20 protein-coding genes are annotated in these 24,569 nt (G+C 55.9%); 9 read left to right on the forward strand and 11 right to left on the reverse strand.

Annotated elements, in window-relative coordinates; all coding sequences use genetic code 11:
• Window positions 1-182: 182 nt before the first annotated feature.
• Complete coding sequence (locus tag ABQ137_RS08330; protein ID WP_349781976.1) at window positions 183-575, reverse strand: hypothetical protein; 393 nt, start codon at window positions 573-575, stop codon at window positions 183-185.
• A gap of 48 nt (window positions 576-623) precedes the next feature.
• A complete protein-coding gene (locus tag ABQ137_RS08335) occupies window positions 624-941 on the reverse strand; it encodes a hypothetical protein (RefSeq protein WP_006449057.1) in 318 nt (105 codons plus the stop codon).
• Between the two features lie 235 nt (window positions 942-1,176).
• On the opposite strand from ABQ137_RS08335, the gene ABQ137_RS08340 reads away from it, so the two are divergent.
• The 8 genes from ABQ137_RS08340 (at window position 1,177) to ABQ137_RS08375 (ending at window position 13,033) form a co-directional block, all read left to right on the forward strand.
• Window positions 1,177-1,518, forward strand: a complete 342-nt coding sequence (locus ABQ137_RS08340; protein WP_349781978.1) for a helix-turn-helix domain-containing protein — start codon at window positions 1,177-1,179, stop codon at window positions 1,516-1,518.
• A 155-nt stretch (window positions 1,519-1,673) separates the two neighbouring features.
• Window positions 1,674-3,371, forward strand: coding sequence for a type IV secretory system conjugative DNA transfer family protein (locus tag ABQ137_RS08345; protein WP_349781980.1), 1,698 nt, complete (start codon window positions 1,674-1,676; stop codon window positions 3,369-3,371).
• Between the two features lie 266 nt (window positions 3,372-3,637).
• Window positions 3,638-3,955 carry a hypothetical protein gene (locus ABQ137_RS08350; protein WP_349782348.1) on the forward strand — a complete coding sequence of 106 codons (318 nt, stop codon included), beginning with the start codon at window positions 3,638-3,640 and terminating at the stop codon, window positions 3,953-3,955.
• The gene (locus ABQ137_RS08355; RefSeq protein WP_349781982.1) at window positions 3,948-7,754 is read left to right on the forward strand and encodes a zeta toxin family protein; all 3,807 of its coding nucleotides are present in this window, start codon (window positions 3,948-3,950) and stop codon (window positions 7,752-7,754) included. Before ABQ137_RS08350 ends, ABQ137_RS08355 begins: the two co-directional genes overlap by 8 nt.
• 304 nt (window positions 7,755-8,058) lie before the next feature.
• Window positions 8,059-9,357: an HlyD family secretion protein gene (locus ABQ137_RS08360; RefSeq protein WP_349781984.1), complete on the forward strand. Its 1,299-nt coding sequence runs from the start codon at window positions 8,059-8,061 to the stop codon at window positions 9,355-9,357.
• Complete coding sequence (locus tag ABQ137_RS08365) at window positions 9,354-11,570, forward strand: peptidase domain-containing ABC transporter (protein WP_349781986.1); 2,217 nt, start codon at window positions 9,354-9,356, stop codon at window positions 11,568-11,570. Before ABQ137_RS08360 ends, ABQ137_RS08365 begins: the two co-directional genes overlap by 4 nt.
• A 102-nt stretch (window positions 11,571-11,672) precedes the next feature.
• Entirely contained in the window at window positions 11,673-12,467 is a 795-nt protein-coding gene (locus ABQ137_RS08370) for a hypothetical protein (protein WP_150114915.1), read from the forward strand.
• A 41-nt stretch (window positions 12,468-12,508) separates the two neighbouring features.
• A complete protein-coding gene (locus ABQ137_RS08375; protein WP_074053159.1) occupies window positions 12,509-13,033 on the forward strand; it encodes a hypothetical protein in 525 nt (174 codons plus the stop codon).
• A 149-nt stretch (window positions 13,034-13,182) separates the two neighbouring features.
• On the opposite strand, the gene ABQ137_RS08380 is transcribed toward ABQ137_RS08375, so the two are convergent.
• From ABQ137_RS08380 to ABQ137_RS08390, 3 genes are all read right to left on the reverse strand, one after another.
• Window positions 13,183-14,460 carry an MFS transporter gene (locus tag ABQ137_RS08380; protein WP_029221016.1) on the reverse strand — a complete coding sequence of 426 codons (1,278 nt, stop codon included), beginning with the start codon at window positions 14,458-14,460 and terminating at the stop codon, window positions 13,183-13,185.
• Between the two features lie 62 nt (window positions 14,461-14,522).
• Complete coding sequence (locus ABQ137_RS08385) at window positions 14,523-14,954, reverse strand: toxin-activating lysine-acyltransferase (RefSeq protein WP_126215781.1); 432 nt, start codon at window positions 14,952-14,954, stop codon at window positions 14,523-14,525.
• On the reverse strand, window positions 14,944-16,758 hold the full coding sequence (locus tag ABQ137_RS08390) for a protein adenylyltransferase SelO family protein (RefSeq protein WP_252163534.1): 1,815 nt from the start codon (window positions 16,756-16,758) through the stop codon (window positions 14,944-14,946). The genes ABQ137_RS08385 and ABQ137_RS08390 overlap by 11 nt, the downstream gene beginning before the upstream one ends.
• A gap of 490 nt (window positions 16,759-17,248) precedes the next feature.
• Between ABQ137_RS08390 and ABQ137_RS08395 the strand changes: the two genes are divergently transcribed.
• On the forward strand, window positions 17,249-18,892 hold the full coding sequence (locus ABQ137_RS08395) for a MobA/MobL family protein (protein ID WP_252163533.1): 1,644 nt from the start codon (window positions 17,249-17,251) through the stop codon (window positions 18,890-18,892).
• 248 nt (window positions 18,893-19,140) lie between these two features.
• Here the strand turns inward: ABQ137_RS08395 and ABQ137_RS08400 are convergent, their stop codons facing one another.
• The 6 genes from ABQ137_RS08400 to ABQ137_RS08425 form a co-directional block, all read right to left on the reverse strand.
• Window positions 19,141-19,644 carry a hypothetical protein gene (locus tag ABQ137_RS08400; RefSeq protein WP_349781990.1) on the reverse strand — a complete coding sequence of 168 codons (504 nt, stop codon included), beginning with the start codon at window positions 19,642-19,644 and terminating at the stop codon, window positions 19,141-19,143.
• Entirely contained in the window at window positions 19,638-20,078 is a 441-nt protein-coding gene (locus ABQ137_RS08405) for a phospholipase D family protein (RefSeq protein ID WP_349781992.1), read from the reverse strand. Before ABQ137_RS08405 ends, ABQ137_RS08400 begins: the two co-directional genes overlap by 7 nt.
• A gap of 105 nt (window positions 20,079-20,183) precedes the next feature.
• Window positions 20,184-21,842 (reverse strand): protein kinase family protein, encoded by a 1,659-nt coding sequence (locus ABQ137_RS08410; RefSeq protein WP_252163531.1) that lies wholly within the window; start codon window positions 21,840-21,842, stop codon window positions 20,184-20,186.
• Window positions 21,839-22,585, reverse strand: coding sequence for a hypothetical protein (locus ABQ137_RS08415; RefSeq protein WP_252163530.1), 747 nt, complete (start codon window positions 22,583-22,585; stop codon window positions 21,839-21,841). The genes ABQ137_RS08410 and ABQ137_RS08415 overlap by 4 nt, the downstream gene beginning before the upstream one ends.
• A 2-nt stretch (window positions 22,586-22,587) precedes the next feature.
• Window positions 22,588-23,421: a vWA domain-containing protein gene (locus ABQ137_RS08420; protein WP_104591936.1), complete on the reverse strand. Its 834-nt coding sequence runs from the start codon at window positions 23,419-23,421 to the stop codon at window positions 22,588-22,590.
• Between the two features lie 140 nt (window positions 23,422-23,561).
• Window positions 23,562-24,491 (reverse strand): HEPN domain-containing protein, encoded by a 930-nt coding sequence (locus tag ABQ137_RS08425; RefSeq protein ID WP_252163529.1) that lies wholly within the window; start codon window positions 24,489-24,491, stop codon window positions 23,562-23,564.
• Window positions 24,492-24,569: the final 78 nt, after the last annotated feature.

Raw genomic sequence — 24,569 nt, forward strand, 5'->3', positions numbered from 1 at the left:
CTGTTGGGCGATCCAGCCTTCAACATGGGCTTGGCGGAGTTGATGTTCTTGGTGGTCCAGAGGTAAGGCTTGCTGGCTGACGGAAGGAGGCATGGCGAAGAATCCAAGTGGCTGATGCACTTGATTCGTAGCACAAAGCGGCTCTTCGTCAAGCCGCCCCTAGCCGCTTGCAAAACGAGCGGTCAGAGCTTCTCGCCCTCATTGATCGCCTGACTCAAGATCTCATACCACTGGTTCATCTCGCGCTCGCTGCCGAACTTGATCGTCCAGACTGGATGATCCACATCTCGAACGCTGACCGTGATCGTTCCTTCCCTCCTTGAGTTGTGCCAGTGCTTCTCCCAAGAGCGAACATCCATCAACGGGTAGATCTTCACTGTCCTGCCGACACGAATCTTCAGCCGCGACCGCTCAATCGAAACCGCCAAAGCTCCTTGTCGCCTAAAATAGAAGCGATCAAACTCCCGACCAAAGACCTCCCGCTGGTTGCGCAATCGGTCAGCCCGATTGACGGCAAAGGCGACCAGCACCGCTGTGCCCAGGACAAGCAAGGTGAGAAACGTGCTAACGGTCATGTGAACTCCTGAGAACAGAATTGGACCATCGTGGATTGCCAACGGTGGCTATTGGACGCGGCCGGTGATCTTCCAAGTGCCGCCCACCTTGGTGAAGGTGTAGACCCCATCCATTTGATGACCAAAGTCCCGCTCCATGGCTTCAACCTTGGCACTTACGTCACAGGTGTAGCTGGGCGCACCTTCCGCCTTCGTGCACTGATTGCTCTCGAAGTCTTCGATGCGCGCCTCTTCATTGCTGTTCGCTTTGACGAACTGCAAAAAAGCGTGCTCCCGCTCAGTCTCAGCGGGGCCGCCGCCCGAGCAGCTGGCCAAACAGACCGACATCAGGCCAACCAGGGCCAAACAAAGCTTTGACATGTGCATCTCCAAAAGAGGAAGGGAAGAGCGCTGGGGATCCACCAGACCGACAGGTTCGGATGCCCTGATTGCCGGCATGCTCAATGACTGCAAGCCTCCGCACACCGGCAGGAATGACCGGTGTTGGTGCTTGGCAGTCGCAGTTGATTGGCTGACGGAACCATGTTACTGATAAAGTAACAGACAAGGCAAGTCGGAGACCTCATGCTCATTCATCACATTGCATGCTTGTGGTCACATTTTGGATCTGGACGACGCTCGTCTCATTTTTGCCAATCGCCTCCGTCATGCGCGCCAGAAGGCCGAGCTGACCCAGGAAGCCTTGGGGGTTGCCTCTGGACTCGCACCTGAGGTGGCCAGGACGCGCATCAATCGTTACGAGAAGGGCGTCAACGAGTGCGACTTGCGCACCGCCAAGCGCCTGGCCGATGCCCTCGGCATGCCACTGGCGGCCTTCTTCGCCGAGACCGATGAGGTCGCAGACGCCATCCAAGCGCTCGCCAAGCTTTCCGTCGAAGAGCAGCGAAAAGTCGTTGCCGAATTGCAGCTCAAGGCCCAGCGCAGCGATCCGCCTGGCTCATAGTGCATCGGGCCTCGCTGGTGTCTTGGGCCCGTCAGACAATTCCTACACAGATGCCAATGTGCAACTGATCTGAGCGGGCGGTGTGATCCTGTAATCTTGCGAGCGGACGGTCGTTTTCAAACAAGCCAGGGATCACAGATGGAAGGCAGCGCGTCATGACCGGCAAGATCAAGCTCAGTGTCGCCATCGCGCTCTTGCTCTTCGCCCTCACCTCAGGGGTCTACCTTTCGGGCCAGTTGATCTTGATGCTGTTGAAAGTGGCTGGGCCGCTTAGCGTCGGCACCTATTGGTCTTACGTCAAAGCACTCGACTTTCCGCAGTTCGCTCCCTACGCGACCAAAATCAAGCTGGCTGGCGCCTTCGGCTTCGGCGTGCCGCTCCTGGCCTGTATCGCACTGCTGATCCCGTTGTTCAAGCCAAAGGCCGCCGCCTTACACGGCGACGCACGCTTTGCCTCTGGCAGTGACCTCGCTAAAAAGGACATGCTCAAACCCTCGCCGACCGGCATCGTGGTTGGCAAGCACGGTGGCAAGTTGGTGCGCTTGCCCGGCCAGCAGTTTGTGATCCTGGCCGCGCCCACGCGTTCGGGCAAGGGTGTTGGCATCGTCATTCCCAATCTGCTCGACTACCAAGGCTCGGTGGTGGTTTTGGACATCAAGCAGGAAAACTTCGATCTGACTTCCGGCTGGCGCAAGAGCCAAGGCCAAGAGGTCTTTTTGTTCAACCCCTTTGCCGAAGACGGGCGCACCCACCGCTGGAATCCACTGAGCTACATCTCGCCCGATCCCGCCTTTCGCGTGTCGGACCTGATGAGTATCGCGGCCATGCTCTACCCAGATGGCTCCGACGCCCAGAAGTTCTGGGTGAGCCAAGCGCGCAACGCCTTCATGGCGTTTACGCTCTATCTGTTCGATAGCTTGGACGATCAGATCAAGCGCAAGCACCCGAAAGACACCTGGATGTTCCCAACCCTTGGGATGCTCTATCGCGTGTCGTCTGGGGATGGGAGCGACTTGAAGGGCTACCTTAAAAAGCTTTCTCAGCGCGACTTCCTGGGTCGCGATGCCAAGATGGCGTTTGACAATTTACTCTCGCAAGCCGAAGAGACGTTCGCCTCGATCATGGGCACGTTCAAAGAGCCGCTCAACCAGTTCATCAACCCAATCCTGGATGCGGCAACCGGTGGCAACGATTTCTTGCTGACCGATGTGCGCAAGAAGAAGATGAGCATCTACATTGGCATCCAGCCGAACAAGCTGGCCGAAAGTCGCCTTTTGATCAACCTGCTGTTTAGTCAGCTCATCAACCTCAACACCAAAGAGTTGCCGCAGAACAATCCGGCGCTCAAACACCAGTGCTTGCTGCTGATGGACGAATTCACGTCCATCGGCCGGGTCGACATCATTGCAAGCGCCGTGAGCTACATGGCTGGCTACAACATTCGCTTGCTGCCGATCATCCAGAGCATGGCGCAGCTGGATGCGACCTATGGCAAGGATGTCTCGCGCACCATCATCACGAACCATGCCTTGCAAATTGTCTATGCCCCGCGCGAACAGCAAGACGCCAACGACTACTCGGACATGCTCGGCTACACCACGGTGCGCAAGAAGAACAAGTCGCAAACCAGTGGCAAGCAAAGCAGCGTGTCCTACTCCGAGACCGAGCAACGTCGCGCATTGATGCTGCCACAGGAGTTGAAGGCGATGGGCTTTGACAAGGAGGTCTTCCTCTATGAAGGCATCCCAAGCCCGGTGCTCTGCGAGAAGATTAAGTATTACGAAGACACCTACTTCACCAAGCGCTTGTTGCCAAGGGTGAAGATTGAAGCCTTACAGATGGTCCCCGCATGAGTGATAGCACACCTTCCAATGTGCCTCAGAATCGATTGAAGGCTGATGGCAGTCACAGTCAACAGCTGCTGCGTAATCTGACATTAATCAATGCACGCACTGTGCAGCAGTTGGGTCCATTGCAACCAGGTGCAGCCGTGGCGCCACCCAAGCGCAAGCCCAATCTTCCACGTCCAATGCAACGCCTCAATCAGGATGCTTTTATGACTCAGACCAACGATTCTTCCCCTGATTCGGTCGGCAAACGACCGCCAGTGCCACAAGGCTTGCGCGAAAGCTTCAAGGATTACCCCGATCACATTGCGCGGTTAGAAAACGCGCTTCAGGATGCGGTCGATAAGCCATCGCCGATCACACCACCCTTGGAGTTTGCGATCTGGGCGATCGAGGGCTGTCTTGATACCTTTATCGACGAATCACGTGAAAAGCTCAGGGTTGCGGAACAAACGGGCGACCAAGAAGCAATCGCACTGGCGAAGGCAACGCATCTACTCATGCTTCATAGCGCCGCTAAGGGCACATGGAAGGAGCAGAATTTAATGGACTATTTTGGTTTCCCAAGTTCGAGTCATCGTCATGGCTGATGAAAGCGATGTGCTGCCGAAAGGGATCCACGAGCAGATCCTACGCGAGCAAATACTAACCGCCCCAGATTTCATCAATTCAACAGCCCAGCAGCAGCCGAAAGCAGTCATTCTGGGCGGCCAGCCTGGTGCGGGTAAGGGCGGCCTTGTCGCTCAGGCGAAGGCCGAGCTTGATCAAAATGCGGTCACAATCGACCCCGATGAGTTGCGTCGCTACCACCCGCGCGTTGCTGACTTTCGACGCGAAAATCCTTATGAATGGTCTGGTCGAACCCACAAGGACGCGAGCTCTTGGGCCGATGAGCTGCGCATGGCAGCGACTGCCGAAAAAAAGAACCTCATCTTCGACACCACGTTAAGCGATGGAAAGTGGGCATCGGAGACGCTAATCAAGGGCTTGCAAGAGCAGGGCTATGAGGTCGAGGTGCGTGCTGTTGCTTCTCCCAAGTTGGAGAGTGAGCATGGTGTCGATGAGCGTTTTACGGCCAACACCGACAGGCAAGGCTACGGTCGCCATGTGCCTGAGGGCGCGCGTGATGCAATCTACGGAAAGCTCCCTGTCAGTTTAGATACCATCCATACGAACAGCAACGTGCCCATCCGCATCTTCAATCGTGAGGGCATCGAGCTTTACGATAGTCGCACCGACGCACGCATGCCTGGTCAAGCGATGGAGGAAGCGCGCAACGCGCGGCTTAAAGATCCCGCTTTCACCGAGCATCTTCGGGAAGCCTGGCAAAAGCAAGTCGATTGGCACCGTGATCTACCGGAACACGTGCAGGCGATCCCGAAATCTGATCCTGCTGTCCAAGCAAAACTGCTTGAGGAGCATGCCAAGCTCCGGGTGAGCGATGTAGTTGCTAGTCGCATGGAAGGCATCGCCACCATTGATGAACTCGTGCGGCCGGGCGCTCCGCCTGCACGCGTGCCTGTGCCCGAGCTGGAGATCCCGGGCTTGCGTCGCGCCGGGATGACGGCAGGGCTCGCGGGCTTGGGCGTTGCCGCGACCGCCTACGACGCGTCGCAAGCCGGCGAGCGTGTTGGCACGCTGTTGGCACAAGACAACCTCACCGCAGCGCGCTCAGAAGCGTTGCACTTTGCTGCCCGAGGTGCGGGCGGCTGGGCGGGAGGTGCTGCTACCGCTGCTGTTGTTGGCACAACCGGTGCAGGCCCTGTCGCGCTGGTGGTGGCCGATGGTTATCTGTTCAGTGCCGCTGCCGACAAGGCCGTGACGCTTTGGGACAACCGTCACATCTATACACAAACCGACAAGCAGGGCGTGAGTTGGGAGTTCAATGGCAGCCAGTGGCTTCGCCAAGAAAAGGCAGACCTGCAAAACGATGGCGCGGATACCCCACAGAAGCAGGGCATGTTCGCGCTGCCAGAAAGAGCGCGCGAGCTGAACTATCACGCCAGTAGCGAAGCGACCGAGCAGGCGCTAGGCAAGGCGCAACCCAGTAATCCTTATGTGCAGCCATCCAGTGACGCAGATGCGGCGCATCTCTACGCACGGGATTGGCGGCATGATCCGGCAAGTGGCCAGTGGTCACGGATGATCGCCGACGAAGTCGATCGGAACGATCGACCTGTCTGGACGGTCGATCCGGCAAGTCCTGAGCGAAGTGCCGCGTTGAACCAGCAAGCAGCTCAGGTGGTGGACGCCAACATTGCCCGTGGCCCAGCTGCGATTGCCGCGACGTATCAAGCTGCTTATCAGCGCAATGGTTGGGACGACTTTGGCCCCTTGCCAGCGGCCGTGCAAGCCGCCTTAAACCCCGACTCACTGCAAGCATCGGACGGCAAGCAGTATCAGCGCGATACGCAAGGCCAGTGGCGGCATGACGGCGTTGCTGCCGAAGGCAATGTCCCGCTGGAACTCAATGCAACGCGCGAACGCTTGCAACCGGCCTTGGAGCAGCATGCGCAGGCAATGGCACAGATGCCGGCAAGGCAAACGCCAACGCTGCAGCAGCAGGATCAGGCCAATACCGAGGCGACTTATGCCGCCTATGGCGTTGCGCCCAATGCTCAGACTGCTGGCGCGATCCAGCTTGCGGTGCAAAAGACCCGTGAGGCAAACGGGATCGATGCAGCGACCAGCTCTTTGGCGTTGGAGCGTGATGCGACCGGTCAATATTCGGTGGACAGCCCCATCCAGCATTTGAGCCGTGGCGCCGATGGTGTGGTGCGTGTTGCAGCAACGACCAGCACTGATGAGATCCATCAGGCGCTTGGCGAAGTGCAATCGCTTCGGCAGGAGCAACCACCTTCGACGGGTGCACCCGAGCTGCGCATTGACGCGCAATCGCCCCAAGAACGTGACGCTTATGAGCAAGCTTTGCGGGAGGCCAATCGCCAAGGTGTTTCCACGCAAGAAGCGCAACAGGTCGCAAGCTTCGCAGCAACGACGGTCACCGCTCCGCGTGTAGACGAAAGCCAAGCGCCTCAGGCAGCCATTGACGTGCAGCGAGATCGAGACGTTGCACGCACACCCGACGCGCCTGCTGCTGCTGCGGAGATGGCAACGCCTGCTCCGGTCGTGATGCCTGCATCCGTCAACGCGCCGCTGCCAGAAGACGTGCGCCCGGTTGCCAAGCCTGCCGAACCGAAGCCCGAGTCTGTCCCGCAACGCGAATCCGAAGAAACCAGAACACCTGAGGTTGCCGCACCCTCGGCAGCCGACGCAGTCAAGCCTAAGGCAGAGGCAGTAGGCCCACCCACGGCAAGCGGATCTGCGCCGAGCGTAGGATCGCCTTCATCAGCTCTCACGTCTCGTGAGGAAACCCCAACCCAGGCAACTGTTCCAACGCCGCCTTCATTTCAGGAAGTGGAAGGGCTGCGCCTCGGCGACCGGGGACAAGAAGTCGAGTTCTTGCAATATCGCTTGCAGCAAGTGGATGCCCGGGGTCCGGATGGCCAGGCCGTGCCGCAAGACGGGCACTACGGTCCAGAGACAGAGCATGCCGTGCGGCAGTTCCAGCAGGACCAGGGTTTGCCTGCAACGGGCGTTGCCGGCCAAGACTTGGATGCAGCGCTGTCTCAGGCACAACACACGCGCCGAGAAGCCTTGAAACCCACAGCGCCGGCATCGGCAAATGGAGCAGTGGAGCAGGGTAGCGAGCAACAAGCCCGCGTAGTCACGCCACAGAACGAAGCGCCGTCGGCTGTTCCATTGCAGGCAACGCAGCCAGAGGTTGCGCAAGCGACATTGCCGGCAACGCCAACGCAGAGCGAAATGCCGGCACAGATCGTCTTGCCTGAGCGCACGACCTCCTCCTATGTGTCATCGCCGAGCTTCGGTGGGGCTGGCGGGCGTCCAAGCCCAGGTATGAACGACGAGGATCGGGTCGAGCAAGCGAGACCCTCCCAAGATGTCGCTCAGCAGGCGTTTCCCTCTGATCATCGGGACTACGCGTTGTTCTCTGCTATCCAGGCGCAGCTCCCGAAGGGCACCTCTGATGAGAAAACGACCGAGGTGCTCCATGCCGTCAAAGAGTCAGGGATCGAGCGCGCGGATCAACTCCGCAAAGTGACCATCCAAGATGATGTCGCCTTTGTTTTTGGCAAAACGCCGGGGTTCCACTCGGAAGTCGCACTCAACACGCCATCGCCTGGCATCAAGGAGACCTTGCAGAAGACGGAGGCATTGGATCAGCAACGGACGCAGGAGATGGTGCAATTCCAGCGCGAGCGCGGGGAGATCGACAAGAACCCAACAGGCCCTGTGATGACGCTTGCTGCGCGCTCTCAGCAGCAAATGATGTCAGACGCGTCCAGTGGTGATGGGGGCGGTGGCTGATGTGGTGGAAGCCTAGGATCGGCGTGATAACGATTGGGAGCAGCACGTGCTCTAAGTTGATGTTGACGCGTTCTCTGCGCTATCCGCCGTTGTCCGACTCCGCAATGTGTGGCTGCGCTTTGCGCAACGAACCTTCGCTTGACGCAAACCTTTGTTGCTGAAAAAGCAGTAGCGTGGGGCTTGCAACCTTAGGTTTGGCGCCAATGCCAACGCCAGATCAACAAGATGCAAATGTAATTTTAATGTCTGCGCGGGTAGCCTCAACTCACGCAAGTTGTGCAGTAGATCTCGAAGTGTAGGTGCTATGGATAGCGAGTCAGGTCAGACGGATGACGCAGAACAACCGCTCTTTCGCAAGCGAAAGGGGCCGGAGACAACTTCCACACTCGGCGACCTAAAAGATGCGTTTCCCTCGTCCATCCGAATCTGGATCGGCTGTGGCTGTGTGCTTTTCCTCTTGCTAGCCACGTTTGTTCTGACCGCGTCCTACTCCAAGCGAGAGCATGTATCAGGCCAGATCACTTCCACGCATGGGCGAGTGGACATCCGCAGTGGAACGCCTGGGCTCATCCTGTCAACGACATTGAAGCCCAATGCTTTGGTCAAGAAGGGCCAAGTGCTCGCGGAGCTGTCAGCCGACATTACCGATGAAGCGGGCCGCTCTCTGTCCGATGAGACGATCAAGCGTGCGCTCACCCGATCAGAAGAGCTGACCAGGGAGCAATTGCAGGCGCATGACTTTTCCGGCCAGCGCGAGCGGGAACTGACGCGTCAAGTCGAAGAAACGAGCGGTGCGATGCAGGAAGTCGCTCGCAAAATCTCAATCTTGGAAAAGAAATACGCCAAGAACAAAGAACTGTTGAAGACCATTGAGCCGCTGCTTGCTGAGAAGTATGTGTCCAAATACACCTACCTCACCTACGAAAATGCTCTCTTGGATGCAGAGGCGGAGATCCAGGATGCCCGCGCGCAGCAGTCCACACTTCGCAATCAACGTGCCGCATTGCTGGGTGAGATCACCGAGATAAAGACGACGGCCAGCAGACAAGCGAGTGAGATCGAGCGTGAGAAATCCACGATCGAAGATCAAGTGGCAAGAGCCAAGTCCGATCGTCTGCAAACCATCACCTCACCCTTGAGCGGCACCGTTGCAGCAATCTATGCATCCCAAGGTCAGCGCATTGGCACCGACTCGATCATCGCGTCCATCACCCCAAGCGAGTCGGTGTTCGAAGCTGAAATTCTTATTCCTTCCAGGGCCATCGGACATGTGAATGTCGGCACTGAGGTGCTGCTTAACATCGCCGCATTCCCGAAAGCAAAGTATGGCGCCATCCAGGGGCGCATCGCATCGCTGTCAACGCAAACCAGCCCCCTCGGTGAGTTGGAGCGCCGCTATGGTCGCCAGTCGCCCACTGAGCCGGTTTACACCGCCAAGGTGGCATTGCCCTCTCAAACCATCGGAGTCGCCCAAGAAGCAAAGTCCTTCCTGCCGGGGATGGAGGTGGACGCGGAGCTGATCTTGGAGGGCCGCAAGATCTGGGAGTGGATGTTTGACCCCTTCCAAACCATGGGATCACGCTTGACGGGTGAAAAGCGATGAAGGACGTCTTGACACCATCAGCCAATGGCGCTGCCGAGACGGATCGCTCTGCTGAACCAAGCCTGGTGTTCTCATCAAAGCGCCGTGTGCCGCATATCCGCCAGACGGAGTCCAGTGAGTGTGGTCTGGCCTGCATTGCGATGCTGCTTTCCTACTACGGTCATGAAACGAGCCTCGGGGAGCTTCGCAACCGCTTTACGGTGTCAACCAGTGGGGCAACGCTCGCTTCGCTGATTGAAATCGCTGATGCCAATGGGCTCACAACGCGTCCGCTTCGCTTGGAACTTTACGAACTGCCCAAGCTGTCGCTGCCTTGCATGGTCCATCTGCACCACGGACACTTTGTCGTGCTGACGGCTGTGCGGGGAGGGCATGTGCACATCAGCGATCCCGCAACAGGCGTCAAGAAGATCAAGCTCAACGAGTTCGATGAACTCTTTAGCGGCATTGCGTTGGAAGCGCATCCAGGCCCGGCCTTCAAGAAGATCAAGAGCGTGCCATCGGTGTCGCTTCGCGATCTTGCGGGCTCGCTTCGGTCCCTGGTGCCCGCGTTCTGGGTTGTGGGCATCTTGGCGCTTTTCTTGGAAGGTTGTGCGCTGATTGCGCCGCAGTATCTGCGACTGACCATGGATCAGGTGCTCAGCGTCAAAGACGATGGCTTGGTCACTACATTGGCGATCGGCTTTTCGATCGTGCTCTTGGTCCAACTCGTCTTGACCGTTGCCAGGAAGTGGACCTTGCTGTGGATCTCTTCCACCACCGGCTTGCGGTGGAGCAGCAACTTGTTCCGTCACCTGGTGTCGCTACCCCAGTCGTATTTTGTGAAACGGCATACCGGGGATATTTCAAGCCGCTTCCAGTCGATCTACTCCATCCAGCAGTCACTCACGACGAAGATGCTGGAAGCGGTCATCGATGGGGTGATGTCTTTCCTCATGTTGTTGCTCTTGATGAGCTACGACGCGCCGCTTTCCTTCGCCTTGTTGGCTTTCACCATCGCCTATGTGGGTTCGCGTTACGCCTACTACGCCAAGCTCAAAGAGGCCAACCTCGATCAGATCAACATCGATGCACGCCGACAAAGCTTGCTCTACGAAACGGTCCGAAGCATCCAGCCCATCAAGCTGTTCAACAAGTCAGCGCTCTGGGCGTCGCGCTTCACGAACTACAGCGCGAAAGCGACCAACGCGACCATCGGGGCCGAGCGGATCCGCATCGGGTTCGATTCTGTCCAGCTCCTCATCCAAGGCCTGTGCCGCATCTTTGTGATCTGGGAAGGCACCCGGTTGGTGCTCAGTGGGGATATGACACTCGGGGTGCTGACGGTCTTTTTGATCTACGCGACCCAGTTCAGCCAACGCAGCATCAACTTGGCCGACTACTTGATGCAGCTCCGGCTGCTTCGTTTGCACACAGAACGCATTTCAGACATCACCCACAGCGAGCCTGAGTCGTTTTTGCATGGTAACGGCGCGCTGGAGGATGCTGCGCCCGCTATTGCCATTGCTAACGGCTACTTCCGCTACTCATCCACCGACAAGTGGATCATGAGCGCCTTGCAGCTCAGGGCCCCGGCAGGCCAGGTGATTGCGATCGTCGGGAACTCAGGCGTGGGCAAGACCACACTCATCCGCGTTCTGGCGGGGCTTGAAGATCTTCAAGTCGGAGACTTCTTGGTCAATGGAGAGGATCTACGGAAGGTCGGTAAGTCGAGCTACCGGAGCAAGGTCAGCATCGTCATGCAGGGGGACAATCTGTTGTCGGGAACGCTGTCGGAAAACATCTCTATGTTCGATGAGCACATTGACCAGGAACGCCTCGTGCAGGCCGCGAAATTGGCATGCATTCACGATGATATTCAGCGTATGCCAATGGGCTTCAACACCAGAGTTGGCGACTTGGGAAATACGCTGTCAGGCGGACAAAAACAACGGATCTTCTTGGCCAGAGCCTTCTACAGGCGCACTAAGTTGTTGTTGATGGATGAGCCAACGACTGGGGTTGATGAGCAGATGGGCATACAGCTGATGAAGAACATCAAGAGCATCGGCGCGACTACAGTCATTGTGACGCACGACAAGAACATCTCTCGGATGTGCGACATGCACTATCTCTTCGTGGGCGGAACTCTAAGGCCCTTGATCAAAGAGCAGCCAAGAGCATCTGAAAAGAGCGATGCAGCGGAAACTACTGAAAAGTCCAAGCAACAATGAGCAATCAGTGCTTATGAATTAATTCAAAGGGAGGGGTGTTATTGAGAAGTCGATAGTGGGAATGACTAGGACAAAATTAAACACATAGTATGGAGTGCTGTAATGAGAGAGCTGAAAAATGAAGAGCTATTCTTAGTGGCAGGTGCCGCCGCCGCTGCGGATGTCGATCCAAGCGAGCCGCCCACGCTGCCGCCAGTGGTTGTTAACCCTCCGCCTTCGGGGCCACCGTCGCTTCCACCCTCTCCGCCGATTGAGTTCCCGACACCACCGCCCAGTGGTGGAGGCGGGGGTGGACTGCCGAATCCAACGGACAAAAATACGACGACTGATCTCGGAGCAGAGGTGGATATCCTCGTCAATAAGTCAGCAACCTTGGAAGGGCTGGTTCAGCTGGCGCAAGCGAAGGGTTTCAATATAGTGGCCACTGATGGTTATTCTCATACGGATCCTCTTGCTACTGGCGGTGGAACAGTTTACGTAAAAATGTATTCTAACCCCAGCGATACAGCATCCCAACTAACACATGAATTAGGGCATACGCTTTTCGATGGGGAGTGGAACACGGTTACAGATCGAGCATCAGCCATTAATATGGGTCTAGCAACTGAAGGTGAAGCAACAATCTACTCAATCGCGGTCCAGAGAGAGCTTACCGCACAGGGTGTCGCTTTCAACATTGCCGCAGATCCCGCCAATGTGGCTTCTTATAATGCGACATATGACGCATATCAGGCCGGTCAGATAAACTGGGACGCTGCTTCAGCGCAAATCGGCGAGTCTTTCAGGAATGGCGAGCATATTGATGTGAATGGAACTCCTGATAATAAGGCTGATGATATTAGCTATGAGCAATACTACGGGAACTATTGGGACAGTAGGAAACCCGCTGGGGGCTGATGGCATGGTGTATAGATATTAAATTTCAGAAGGTGGCTGGTATGTTTTTTTCAAAAAAAATGGCGTTTCTGGTAATCCTTAATTTTTCTGCGGCGATGAGTGCGCATGCTGAAAATAAGGACTCTCAATTGAATTTGGATGAGATCGTTAGTAAGTTTTATGATTCTGCTAAGCCGGTCAACTATGAAACTTTCCGTGATATCGGCCTCAGTGAATTTCGGCAAGTAAGTTCAAGCCGGTCATTGAACATTGCTTTTCGTTCAGCCGCGTTGAAGACAAAGGATCAATATGGAGTCTCCTTCGTTGAGTTCAGGGTTCCACCTGAGCTCGACAAAGGAGTGAGCTTTGCGTATATGGAATTGACGCCCGGACGCTGTTATGAGGTGTCTAAGATCAAGCAAAAATTTGCGCTCACTCCATACGTCTTGCCACCCAATCCCCATGCGCCACTCACCGACGTTAGTAAGGATGTCTTCTATAAAACCAATCTTGGTGAAACGTCGGTATATGTAAAGGCGAGCTCGAAGGGCGAGTGCTTGCTTGGTCTCACAAGAAGTCGAAACTAATAGGTTTTGCTGGCGCTAGCCAATTAGGCATCTATCTAGTTGGCTAGCGCTGAGATGAGCAACCAACATGTTTAGTGTGAAACGATGAGTTTAAGCACTACATAGTCATAAGCAGCCGCTGTGGCATGGGAGGCGATAGCGTGATGGCACTACGGCTCGGGCCGCTCTCTCAGGGTGTTGCGAATGATGCGCGAGTAGACGAGGAGGGCAGGCACGCACATCAGGCAGATGCCGATGAAGAAAGTGCCATAGCCCTGGCTTTGTCCATGGAGCGTGGTGAGATAAGCCACTGCAAGGCCTGAGAAGCCGGCAAGCACCCTGCCGAAGATCGAGTAGAAGCTTGTTAGCCAAGCGTAGTGCTCTCCTGCCCGTCCGAGTGTGACTAGCTTTGACATGTAAGCAACCAACGCGATGCCGGTATAGCTACTGGCAAGGTTTTGAAGAATAACGCTAGCCCAAAGCAGCTCAACAGACCGCTCGTTGGACGAAAGCAAGGCAAGACCGAGGAGGGCAAGGGCTTGGAGAGCTGCGCCAACAAGAATGGTCGTGCCCAGAGACATGCGTCTCAAGCTGGTGCCTGCGGCCAAAATTCCGAGGAAGGCAGCAGGGATGGCTAGCCAGATGTGCAATGATCCGACCGCACTCTTCCCGATGCCAAGGGCATAGAAAAAAGGATTGATCATGGGACCCAAAAGAATGTCCGGTAGGCGATAGCAGCCGATGAAGACGATCACCGCGATCCATCCTTGCATCGTGGAGGGTCGAAGCGACACCAACGGAGCCCTCTGCTTCTCCGCACTCGTGGCATCTGGGGTGCGGTCGCTATCGGGATGGGATTGCAGAAAGAGCGTTCCGCAGATGGGCACCAACATCAGTGGCAGCAGAAGGGCATAAGCAACTTGCCAAGACAGCCGCGCTGCGAGCAAGAACACCAGACCGTCGCTTAGCAGAAGAGCAATGCGGTAGCCAAACTGATAGGCAGTGAGGAGCTTGGCTGGCTGCTGGTGCACTGCCTCCTGTTCGATGCGAAATGCATCGACTGAGGCATCCAGGGTCGCACCGCCAAAGGCGGCTGCGATGGAGCTCAATGCAATGAGCGGCAGACTACCGGTGACGACGCTCAGGACAAGGCCCAGGAGAGAGAGGGCGACCATGACCGAAGACAAGACAATCCAGCCCTGACGGTGCGCCATGGTGCCTCCAACGACCGGTGCACGGCGTTGGTCGAGATGGCGGGCCCATAGGAATTTGAGGGAGTAGGGAAGTGCGGTCCAAGCCAAGGCACCGATGACTGCGATCGAAAGCGATTTTTCGCTGAGCCAATAGCCTAAGGTGCTGCCGATCAGCGGATAAGGCAAACCAGAACCGAAGCCCAGGAACAAAAATCCAGTCCAGGCCTTAGTCGGCCTTGATGTCACTTCATGCATGGGCTGCAACTGCCTTGTCGCTTCGGTTCGTCCATTCGTATCAAGGAAGCAACGTGTCTTCCTCAGCCATCTTTGCGAAGTGTGTAAGCCTTGGTTCCAAGCATAGCGCCCGTCTTATCTCGCACCAAGCGATGCGCTTGCTTGAAGTGAGGGCGCAAGCGGTGCCGTAGTGCTTTGGCCAGGCGTCGGTGATGCCCTGGCATAGCCACGAAATCCAGGATCCAGAGTTGATCACCTTCGTTCCAGTCACTAATCGGCAAGAACGGGGGATCTTGCAGAACCAAATGATTAGCGGTTTCAGGCGTCAGATAAGCCCATAAGGCGTAGCCGGTCCAGACTCCATCTTCGTCTTCGATCGTGACGAGCTGGCCTAGGCGAATCGCAGGCCATAGCCACACATAAGCTGCTGCGATACTGAACCTCTTGCGGTCAGTCTTGAACAGGAGTTGCATGGCCAAGCCAAGCGCTTGCGCATCAACGGCATTAGGTTGCATAAGCTGTGGTTGAGCTAAAGGTTTGCGCTGCAACGGCAGCGTCTGGGAAGGTGAGCAGTGCGGCAGGAATTGTTGCACGCCCGTTCAAGCCTAGACCTACGAGATAGCTGGTGGGTTCGCAGTCGACAAGCACGACGTTTCGATGGGCAGAACTAGTGATGCCGAGTGTCTCATCTGCGACTTGGGCACCGAAAAGCAGTGTTCCGCCACGCACGCGTGGCCCATCCAGCTGGACTGTATAGGCCACACGATGCGTATCAAAGAAATACAAAGCGGTGGACACGTGATCGCTTGCGTAGCCTAGGACAAGCCAGTGTGGTGGTAAGCCTCTCCAAACCCGTCGCGAGGCCGCTACCTCGGTTGCGATAAAGACCGAGACCCGCTCGGGTCCCGACGACCGATCGGCGAGGATCGACCGCACCAGCTTGATCGCGCGGCGCTTAGAGACGCGATAGGAAAGGCGTGGTCGTGGTCTCAGCCAGCGGTTGGCCGCACAAAGATGAAGATCTGAGTTCGGAAGTGCGCGCACGAAAGCTGCGATCTCCTCGCCAATCTGAGACCCCTGGGTTGCTTTGCCTCTGAGGTGGTCGGAGAGCCAATCGTGGCGTTCGTTGTGCTTTGTGGGCTGATCGAACGCATAGTCAATGCGCTGTTGCTCGCGGTAGTAGCGCGCAAGGAGCACTTTGAAATGAAACACCTCTGGGCTTGACTCAGGCAAAGCACACGCTTTTGCACAGTGATGGAGAAACGCAGCTTCCATGTGATGCTCGATCTGGATGAGCAGTTGATCGATGTTGGCGATTGTGTTGTCGAAGTGGGAATACTTCTTGAAGAAGTAGGCAAGCGATGGAAGCGAGTGGCGAACATCGCGCATCTCATTGCCGAAGAAATGACCATGTCCATCGGTGCCATGCTTCCAGCTGGGAACTGCGCGGAAGCCGCCGAAATCCAGGAACTGCGCGTTCAATGTGATGTTGTCGCTTGTCGGGCGCCCTGTCCAAAGGCGATGCGCGCGACTTGCGGCAATCTGCTCGGCAAGGCGGAGGTAGAGCTCAGACAAGTTAACGCCTAAGCCATTGGGATTGCCCGCATCGAGCTGCGCGTGTTCGTCGGCAAAGTGGATGGCATCTTTGACCCGCAGGCTATCTTGAAATTGATCGCTGTTTGCGCTGCCTGATGTTCCGAAATACAGGCTGCGCTCGAAATGCGCCAGGCGAAGGAAAGCGGGCCGGATTAGAATGGCGCAACGTTCCGGTTCGTCTGCATCGGTGCGTGCCAGGGAGAAGCCGGCATCGATGATGGCAACGATGGGGACTGCCCCGTGGGGGAGTTCTGCGTTGAGGATCTCGCTGGCGACTGCCTCGCGAATGGCATCGTAAAGATAGAGACAGCCATGCGAGTGCGACCAATCATGGGCCTCGGAGACCAATGGTGTGGGGCCGGTTCCTTTGGCGATGAGCATGCCATCGGAGCCACAGCGGCCACTCCCTCCGTGGATTGCCCCACCGCTCCCACCATAGCGATCAGCGCCCAGTGTCCGTCCGCCGAAGCTGCCGGCAACGCAGTGAGCTTCGAGGGAGGTCACGGCGAAGCGTTCAAGCAAGGACGCTGAGATGCTGGTCCGAGTGGGCTTGTCGTGGATGGCGATGCCCAAGTCATGAAACCAGCGCTCATTGAGCCAGAGCAAGGAAGCATCTACCAGCTTTCCCACTGGGAAGGGCACGAGCATCGAAGTGCCCACGCTGGCGAGGTTCAACAGGTTGGGGTCGTTCTTGTCATCCATGTCCCAGTAGTCATTGGGCATTTCGCGTCCTTCTTTCTGCAGTTGTTGCGACTTCGCGTTCGATCGGCTTTGGCGATGCTACCAACCTGACGGCAGTTCGTCCTGCTGCTGCTTGGATTTCCGAAAACCACGGGACATCACGGCTGCATAGACCATTGCCTTGAAATCGGCACAGGGCATTGCAAAATTAGATTCGTACAGGATCTATTCATCTTCTAGTATAAATATTAATCATACGTAGGGGGCGCAATTGCCGACCCAACCGTAGCGCGGAAATTCAAATAAATAATCAAACAGCAAGAGCGCACTTATGGTTTCTGCTTTGCAGAAACCGTGCGCCAACGCTCTGCGTTGGTGCGGTGGCTTTCGCCACCTCGTTGCTATGCTTCGCTAGGCAACACGGCCTCCTCAAAACCCTGAGATTCAAATCTCGTTGTTGTCGAGTTCGCTTATCTCTCGACAGGGGATGTTCTGCCGCTTCTTTGTGTGCTCCACAAACAGGAGTTTCACAATGGCGATTTATCACGCAACAATGAAGTCTTTCAGCCGAGCCAATGGCGACTCGTCGGTCGCAGCAGCAGCCTACCGAGCAGGGTTTGATCTGCTCGATACAAGCACGGGGCTTGGTCACAATTATTCCCACCGAGGCGGTGTCGATTTCCATCAGATGCTTGCACCGAAGGGCGCGCCTTCGTGGTGCTTCGATGCGCAGTATTTTTGGAACGCAAATGAATCAGCCGAAACCCGCAAGAACGCTCGCGTTTGCCGAGAAGTCGAGGTGTCGCTTCCGCATCAACTCGATCCACATCAACGAAGAGTGCTCGCTTTGGCGCTGGGTCAATTGCTCGTCGAGCGCTTCCAAGTCGCCGTGCTGGTTGCGGTGCACACGCCAAGCAAGCTTGGCGATCAACGCAACCACCATGTGCATTTGCTGATGTCAGCCAGAAAAGTCGGTCCGGGTGGGCTTGGTGAGCGCGCCTGCGCTGAGTTTGACGCCCGACAAGGCGGAGGAACGCGAGCGTTGCGGCAAATCCGCAAAGACATCGCAACGGTTATCAATGCGCATCTGAAAAATGCCGGCAACGCAGCTCGTGTGGATCATCGCAGTCTCCGAGCACAAGCGCAGGAGGCCGCGCGCAATGGGGAGTTTGAACGCGCCCGCGAACTCACGCGCCGGCCTGGCAAGCACTTGGGCAAAGCCAAAGTGGCGGTGATGCGCAAAACGAAGTTCACCGCAGAAGTCAAAGGTGCAGGTGGGAAAGCTGCGGCATTAGCGCTTTCAAGGGTTGTTGCTGAGCACATGAAAAAAAGTGGCAGCTTCGTGCATGAGGTGCCACCATCTCACAGTCATGCGGCTGCACTTCGGGATCGGGCCAATGCAAAAAAATCTGGATTAGAAGGGCGCACAGCGGTTGGGAGGGGTCGGTTGTCAGGCGCAGAGCGGGTGCGGCAGATCAAAGAGCGCTTGGCGCGTGCGCCAGCGCCAAGTTCAGGACTTTACACACCTTACAGCGGTCAGACCCGACATCTTGGTCGCGTGACGCGTCTGGCTCGGTCTTCGGGTCGGCCGGACTCGGAGGTCCTAAACCAAGAGGCGCAGCTCATCGAAGATTGGCTCGAAGCGCAACGGGAGGTCGCGCAGCAGTCTCTCGAAGTCTTGCGGCAGATCCCGGGTATCCAGATTGAAAACGAGTTCCAGCGGGCGCACTCCGCACTCATCTGCCGGCGGGTCGACAGCTACGCCACAAAGCCGTTCCTGTTCGAGGATACGGAGATGCTTGCTCGCTCAATCAGCAGGTATGCCCATACGCTGGTGCGACCCTACAAAGCGCGTGTGGCCGTGCTGGATGCGCAAGCCAAGCTTGTTGAGCAAGAAGGCAGCGGAGACGCGCAAGCGGTGGCGAGGGCACGCCAGCGTTTGGGGAGGGCGAAGGTGCATGTCTCTCCTCGCATCCAAGCCATTCAGCAATGGCGCATCAAGCGGGCTCGAAAGGCGATGGTGGAAGCGTCTGAGGCCTTGGAGAAGAATTTTGCCCCACAGCCGATCGAGGTGCTGACGCCTGAGGCATCTGGCGATGATGCGCTTCCACCACAGGCCGAAGGTGATGCCGGGCATTGGGAGTTGAAGTTTCGGCCACCGAAGCCAAGTCTATGACGGCTCAGATATTTCTGACCGTTGGCCGCGCAACAAACTGATGGCACGTCGGGGCGGCGAGCCTGAAGCTAGCGTTGTCGCAAAAAGTTCGCCAAATGATCGGAACAACGCCGACCGCCGTCGGCACCCGGCGCCGTGACTGAGGCTTCAACGCCAGCGACACAGGAGCCCTGCATGCAGGGCTCTTTTTCGTGTGCAGGACTCAGTAATTCGCTAGCCTTTAAGGCTTGCTTAAGGCGACTAACACACTAACCGTAGCGCCTGACGAACTCGTGGATGCGCAAGGAAATTCCACCGTGCTTGATCCAACCGGTGTAGGTCTTCTCCGCGCGCTCTACGAGTGGCCTCCATTCGGAGATGGTGCCGATCGTGTAGCCAGTGATCTTTTCTGGAAAGACCAGTTGGATCTTGCCTGGTTGCTTTTCTTCAGGCGTTCTAAACGTCGGTGGATCGTCTAGTTCAACTTTCTCGTTCTCATACTTTGTCAAACTAATGAGCGTTGCTGCTCGCGGTATGTCAGGCCAGTTTTCGTAAGCATAGATCTCAGGAGTTGGACTAGAAGAACGAGCTTCATTAAGCAGTTTTTGCCCTTCCAAACCTAGGTTGCGCGTCGCAACGACGACCCAAATTCGTGCATCCTTCCACGCATCGGGATCTTGCTTTACCGCTTGCAAAATGGAGAGGCCGCTTGGGTTGCTTGGAAGAAGCTTTGAGTTGCGTTCATTGATCAAGCGCTGGGCGGCATCTAGCATCGTTTTGGTGATGCGCTTTCCCCTGATCCAAGCCGCATCGAACCAGCTTTTCGCTTCGTGGAGGGGCCTTCTTCTGCCACCTTGACGCCTAACTCTGTCCAATGGACAGACTCTCTCCCTACGATGCCTAATCCTCCTGCAGAAGCATTGGCGCTTCCGACGATCATTTCTTCCTCGCCGATGTAAGCTTTGGCATGTAGTCGATCCAAAGTTTTTACTTCGACGTTAGGAAGCTTCATGAGCTGTCTGACCTCATCGGGCGATGAGCCACCTTGGCTCAGTTCAAGCAGAATGCGGGATGGCTGCGCGCGATCATGGAGCCCTAACTCCTTCGAAGCGCCCTTACCCCAAAATGCAACAGCTAAGTCGAGCTTCCCTGCTTGCTCGCGAACCCATGTCACAAGTTCCTGCTGATCCTTGATGAGCTTTGTCATCCGCTCCTCCTTGATAATGTCGTTTTTGAGAAATACACCCGTCGTTAAAGCATGCTCTTGAGCTTGGCTACATATGCTTATTGCGTGCACGCCATGGGGCACTGACTAGCCAGAACACCAACGCAAGACAATCAGAAAAAAGACAATGAGCGCGATCCAAGCTCCTGCGCCCATACGTTTAGGTGAGCTAGTTTTGCGAGGTCCCGGTGATACTTGATGAGAGCTGGGGCGGGGCGCGGACCCAGTTGGCCTTGGAACAGCCTGAGGCGTCTGTCGCTGCATCCTTTGAAGGACTTGAGCGTTAGGAGTGCTCGGCGGGGGAAGTGGCTTGGGAGCTTGTTGGCTCGTGCTCCGAGGAACTGTATTTCCCGCTCCACCCATACCCTTGAGGATGTTTTCATTTCGACCAGCGGTAACAACAGGTGCTTTCCCGCCGCGCAATCGGAAGCGTGCTTCTACCTCTGTAAGTTGCTTGATCTGACCTGGATTTTCGATGCTAATGCCGATGCTGACATACGATATCTTCCCAGCTTGACCGTGATAGGGCGGCTCTACCAGTCCAGTCACGCTGACCCAACGTCCATTCCAGCTGCTGTTGGGCTCCGAGGGGAACTGCCGCAATGCCTCAGACCAAATTGAAAGTTTTACGGACTTGCCTGTCCAATCGCCAAAATTGATGAAGATGAAAGGCTTTTTGTTCCTGCCGTATCGTTTTTGAGTGACATCAACGATCCTGCCAATCAACTCCACGCGGCTGCCGACCTGAGCTTCGACTTGGGCAAAGTTCGCCGCATCACAGACCGTATAAGGGCTTTGGTAGGCAATGTCTTTGGGCTTACCCTGTGGGTTGAACACAATTGTGTTCGGTCCCAGTCCGCGCTGAACACGGAAGTCGGCAAGTGTCGGAACTTGATCAAAAGGCCCATCCGCAAGCTGCGCAAGCGACTGCGCCGGGACCGTTAGCCCCGGAAGGCCTAGAACCTGATTGAAGATGACGGAGGTGCCGGGGTCAAGGAAGTCGTTCCGCCGAAAAACGATAGCGCTGGGTTCGGAGTTCGAGGCTTTCCAAAGTCCCGGAGATACGGCCAGGGCCTGTAAAGCGACATCAAGTGTGATGAAAGAAAAGCGATCAAGCTGCTCGTTGAAATTGGACGCCGTGCGCTTAGGGTGCTGGAAGTTGGCTTGGCCAAGTTCAGTTGCACCACTCCCACGTAGTGCTTCGACAAACATGCCGTCATAGTCAATGAGCTGGACGGAACTACCGTCTGCGTTGACCATCAGGTTCTCAGGCTGAATGTCGCCATGAGCAATCTGCTGTGCTTCCAAATACGCGGAAAGAGCTGCAAGCGCCTGACGAAGCTTGGTTAGCGCAGCAGCATTTCCGTGGTTGCGTTCCAAGAACTCGGCAAGCGTGGTGCCCTGAGCCCACTCCATTTTGACGATGGGGTAGAGGTTCCCATCGATCAGGATCCCGTTAGGGATGAAATCGAACGGCAGGAAGTAGGGACTCGCAAGTTGCTTGAGTCGGAGTGCAATGGCCTGATAGCGCTGTTCCAGATCGTTGGATTTTTTGTGAAAACAACGTAGCGCAAAACGCTTTCCGCCCGTATCAACCGTATAGGTAAGTGCAAAGCCGCCACACAAAGCCAATGGCAACCCCAGTCCGGTGGTCCGCAACTGCCCGGCTCTCAGCTGTGGATCTTGAATCGCACGCGCAGGCGCTTGTAGTGCTTCGTTGTATTTCTCAAGCGATGGATAGTTCATAGATGTCCGGCGCCAGTCAACGCGGCGATGATGAGGGTGGTGTCATCCCGCCTCATGCTCCCTTTGGTTCGCTCTTCTTCGACAAGGCTGACAAGCTCTTCCAACTCCCTGACAGCATGAAGTCGTTCAAGGGCAGTGGGATCACTGCGCTCCTGGTGTTCAAGCAGCCACGCGGCTAGCGCGTCTGTCATGCACAAGAGAAGCCGATATCCAGAGGTTTCGTACGGCCAAGCAACCTCAGTCCGGACCCCATTGCCATTTTCAAATAAGGGGGCATTGAGATCGGGCTTGGTGCTGATCAATGTTGGATGAAGGGAGAACTGCTCCGAGCTTTCATAGGGCGCGCACGCGAGCATCTGCTCACCATCTGTGAGTGCGGCAAACGAATCGCCAATCGCCGTGACCCTGATCTGTAGCTGTTCGGCCTCGTCTTGTGCAACAAGCAGGGTGCCGAAGCTGCCGCGCTCATAGGCAGCAGCCTTCGACCAAGACAGATTTGGCGCGTCATGGAGCGCTTCGTATTGCCGCGTGGATGTGGCTATCGCATCAGACAGATTGGCAGGGTGCTCTAAGAACTGGTCCACAAGAAGCGCGGCCCAGTTCTTGGCGTCGAATGATTCGGATGCACCGTCAGACAGCACGATGCGTCCGGACGCCGCTGCCAAACGGTAGGCGTCTTCATTGGCTTCCGGCGCGTCCAAATGTTTGGCAACAGAGCCGTCGAACAAGATCTGGATGGGCATGGTCAGCGCAGCTGGGCTGCTCGCGTTCCGATATCGAAGAAGTCCACGATCTCCGCAGTCTCTGCGTTGAACATGAAGCCGCGAGACTCCATGGTCGCCTTGATTCCCTTTTCCTGAGCAGCTTGCTGCAGGTGCGGGGGCAGGGGGCTCGACATCCGGAAAAGGAGTTTGGCGTAGTTGTCAGACAGACCAGCGTCCGAGATCGGGAACGTCACTGGATCGCCACCGCTAGCGCTTACGTGCAGGTTGAACAGCAAAACATTGCCGTCATTCGTGGCAATTTGTTGGAGTTGCTGGGCAAGGCCCTCCGGGTCACCGTCAGTGGATTCGCCGTCAGTGACATGGAGAACGGTGGGCGGATAGCTGTCTGGATGCGCATCGCACCAAGCCACCAGTTCAGCGGCTGCGCTCGTGATGGCGTTACACATCGGGGTGCCGCCAGAGGCGCGTGCTTCAAACCAGACAGGGAACTTGATGGACTGGCTGACCAAGCCACCTGCGCCATCGTCGACCCGCTTGACTCGGTCTTCAACGCGCAAAGGACTGGCTTCGATTTGAGAGATTGGGTGGAGCACGGTGTGCGAGAGCGCACCCGCCAGTCCATTCTGCGCGTCCGAGTTTGAGTAGCCAAGCACACCGACTTCGAAATAGTTGCGCGTTCCCTCCGATTTGGTGCAACGCGTGATCAAAGTTGCAAGTGTGCGGTTGAGCACGTCAGCGACGAACTGCGCTTTGGATTTCCCATTGGTCATCACTTCCTGCATGGAGCCGGATTGATCGACCAAAAACAAGAAGGCGGTTGGGCTAGTGCGACTAATCTCTGCGGTATAGCTCATCAGGACTCCTAAGTGCGAGCTAGAAGACTTCTAGCTCTTCCAAGCCACATCATAGCGTCAGACCTTCAAGATGTTCAGGCCAGACCTGTTGCCGGTGACTGTTATAGAGAAAAATGTGATCAATGCATGGAAAGAATCTGTTACGGCCTCCCAAAGACCTGAGCAAGTAGGTCCGACAAAAAACGCAGTAAATTGGCGTGGGCTGCGAGAGCTTCTTCCTTCGAAACTGCTTTTCCGTAGCTCACACTTGCATCTGTATAGAGAAAGGATGCCAGCTCAAGATCGACATGAAGATCGCCTTGGTCATTGAGTGCCTGTGCAAGCTTGACAAGTTCATGATTTGATTTGAAGGATAAACCTTTACTTGCGAGTAACCCTTTCATGACTTTCTCAGCACATGTGGCGATATCTCGCCTTGCTTTGCCATAGCTACGCTCAATGCTCGTCAATGCTTCGACGCTATGGTTGTAATCTGCGCGTGCTTGTCGAAAAAGCGGATCATCGCTCTGAGCGATTGCGTCTAAAAACGTCAATGCGTTTAGGCCCAAAAGAAAGCGTGACTCGATTTCATCGAATGCTTTTTCATCTAACGTATCAGCATACGACTGAGTCATTCCCTCAAAGCAATCGAGCATGTTCCCATCGATAGGGCCACGATTGATGATGTTTTCTTTGCTTCCTTGATGAAGGCGTCGATTACATACCAAGCGTAAGCTGCCGTTGCTGTAAGGTCCACGCACCTTCCATGCTCGGTGTTCAAGTGGAATGATGAAAAAGCCAAGGGAAGGCAGAATTTTGATGTCTTCCCCATATCGGTGCTCATACCAAGAATGAGCTCGTTGAGAGAGCCAGGTCGCAGAAAATGGTCGGCTGTCACCAGGCGGATCACCGCCAAAAAGAATGATTTTTTGCCCTTTTCCGTAAGTTTGGGCAATCAGAATGGCCGCATTGCCAGGACGTTGATGGATATGCAGGTCCAACCCATTGAAGTGCTCGTCCAGCCCCATCATCATCTGGTTGAAGTCGTGTTCTGACTCGGGCTTCGGTGGCGCGTTCCATTCCGATTCCAATGTAATTACTCCGTTATGATGAGGGTGTAGTGGTGGCGTCGTCACTTTGAACCAAGTAATTATAAAAAATCTCATCAC

The organism is Xanthomonas sp. WHRI 8393 (genome assembly GCF_040203315.1).
Classification (GTDB): domain Bacteria; phylum Pseudomonadota; class Gammaproteobacteria; order Xanthomonadales; family Xanthomonadaceae; genus Xanthomonas; species Xanthomonas arboricola.